Annotated in this window: 2 protein-coding genes; both read left to right on the plus strand. The window is 30.9% G+C overall.

Annotated elements, in window-relative coordinates; translation table 11 throughout:
- A partial coding sequence (locus AB1Z17_RS10165) for a glycoside hydrolase family 28 protein (protein WP_368051692.1) occupies positions 1–608 on the plus strand: 608 nt, incomplete at its 5' end.
- Between the two features lie 28 nt (positions 609–636).
- Positions 637–2,724 (plus strand): SusC/RagA family TonB-linked outer membrane protein (locus AB1Z17_RS10170; RefSeq protein ID WP_368051693.1); only part of this gene is annotated, 2,088 nt, incomplete at its 3' end.

A 2,724-nucleotide genomic window follows, 5' to 3' on the forward strand; every position in this document is an offset into this window, starting at 1 on the left:
AATATTCAAAAAATGTGATTATACGCAATTGTACATTTAATACAGGAGATGATTGCGTTGCAATAAAATCTGGAAGAAATGGAGATGGTAGAAGAGTAGCTATTAAAAGTGAAAATATTGTAGTTCAAAATTGTAAAATGATTGATGGTCATGGAGGGGTTGTAATGGGAAGTGAAATTTCTGCAGGGGTAAAAAATGTATTTGTTGAAAATTGTGTAATGGACAGTCCTAATCTTGACAGAGCTATTAGAATAAAATCAAATACAAAAAGAGGTGGAGTTGTGGAGAATGTATATGTTAGAAATATTGAAGTAGGACAAGTAAAAGAGGCTGTTTTAAAAATTAACATGTTTTATGGTATTTATGGTAAGCAAGAAGGAGATTTTATGCCTGAGGTAAAAAATATTTATTTAGAAAACATAAAAGTTAAAAATGGCGGTAAATATGGCATTTTAGCGCAAGGTTACAAAGAGTTACCTATTCAAAATATTACTTTAAAAAATGTGATTATAGAAAAAGTGAAGGAACCATATTTACTTGAAAATGTAAAGAATATAAATTTTATAGATACATATATAAATGGAGAACTAATGACAAACAATAATTAATTAAACAATAACCAAATAGAAACAAATTATGAATATCAAACGTTTATTAAAAAAATTATTAAAATGTAGTTTTACATTTTTAATTTTTATGACCTTGTTTTTGGGGAATACACTTTATGCCCAAGGCGGATCTACTGTAAGTGGAGTTGTTACTGAGGTATCTGGAGGACCATTGCCTGGAGTAAATATTTTAGAAAAGGGAACAAACAATGGAGCTTCAACTGATTTTGATGGTAATTTTACTATTAAAGTATCAAATGCTAATGCAATTTTAGTTATAAGCTACCTTGGTTTTGAGACACAGGAAATAAATGTGGCAGGTAAAACTTCAGTTAATGTTGTGCTAAAAGCAAATTTAGAAGCTCTTGAAGAAATTGTAGTTATTGGTTACGGGTCAACACGTAAGTCAGATTTAACTGGTTCAGTTGTTGCGGTTTCCGGTGATGATTTAAAAAAGCAATCTGTTTCAAATGTTGCTGAAGCTTTACAAGGTCGTATGGCTGGGGTACAAGTTACTTCTTCAGAAGGTTCTCCTGATGCAGAAATTAAAATTAGGATTAGAGGTGGAGGATCTTTAACCCAAGATAGTTCTCCATTAATTATTGTTGATGGTTTTCCTGTAAACAGCATGAGTGATGTTTCACCTGCCGATATTGAAAACATTACAGTTTTAAAAGATGCTTCATCTACTGCTATTTACGGTTCTAGAGGTGCAAATGGGGTTATTATTATAACTACTAAAAGTGGTATAGATGGTAAAGTTCAAGTAAATTTTAATGCTTTTTATGGAGTAAGTAAAATTGCAAAAACCATTGATGTGCAAGAACCAGAAGATTTTGTAAAATGGCAATATGAATATGCGTTATTAGATAATCCAGATGATTTAGATTCTTATGAAAAATATTTTGGCCAATGGCAAGATTATGATCAATATGCTGGAATGATTGGAAATAATTGGCAAAAACAGATTTATGGTCAATTAGGTGAAACGATGAGTAACGATTTAGGAATTCGCGGTGGTTCTGATAAAATTAATTTCAATTTTAACTACGCACGTTATGACGCAAAAACCATTATGTTAGGTTCAGATTTTAAAAGGGATAACTTGTCTTTAGCATTAAAAAGTAAAGCAAGCGATAAAATTGATTTATCATTTACAATACGTTATTCAGATACTGAAATAAATGGAGGTGGAGCAAATGAGCAAAATGAAGTTTCTTCTGCAGATGCACGTCTTAGACATAGTGTTGGTTATTCACCAATTCCATTACCAGGTTTAACAACTACAAATACAGATGAAGCACTTTCAAGTTATTTAGTAAATCCGTTTGTTGCTGTTGATGATAATCAACGTAAAAAACTTAGAAAAAATTACAATGTGCTTGGAAGTTTTTCTTGGAAAATAATTGAAAACCTTCAATTTAAAACTGATTTAGGTTTAGATAATTATAATAATTTAGATTACCGTTTCTATGGGCGTTCTACATATTATGCAAGTAACAGACCTGCTGCTGAAAATCAAGGATTACCATCTTTGTTATTTAGTGACGAAAAAAGAGAACGTTTTAGAAATGCAAATACTTTTAATTTTGATTTCAGTAAAATATTGGATGAAAAACATAGCTTAAAAGTTCTTTTAGGGGAAGAAATGATAGTTTCTAAAACCAATGAGGTAACTACTGAAATTCAAGGTTTTCCAAAGTTTTTTGACTTTGACACTTCTAGAAACTTAACGAGTCAAGGTGTACCAATTTCAGTTGATAATTATTATAGTCCAGAGGATAAATTATTATCGTTTTTTGGTCGTGTAAATTATGGTTATAACGATCGTTATTTGTTAACGGCAACCTTTCGTGCGGATGGTTCAAGTAAATTTTTAGGTGATAATCGTTGGGGTTATTTTCCTTCAGCAGCTATAGCTTGGAAAATGCAAGAGGAAGATTTTCTAAAAGATGTTTCTTGGGTAAATTCATTAAAGCTTAGGTTGAGTTATGGACAAGCAGGTAATAATAATATACCATCAGGACAAACAGTTCAAAATTTTGAATCGAAAACTACAACATATATAAACGGAGTTTCTAATTATTGGGCAGCATCTAATACATTAGCAAATCCA

The sequence above is a fragment of the Lutibacter sp. genome, from assembly GCF_040883305.1.
Taxonomy (GTDB): domain Bacteria; phylum Bacteroidota; class Bacteroidia; order Flavobacteriales; family Flavobacteriaceae; genus Lutibacter.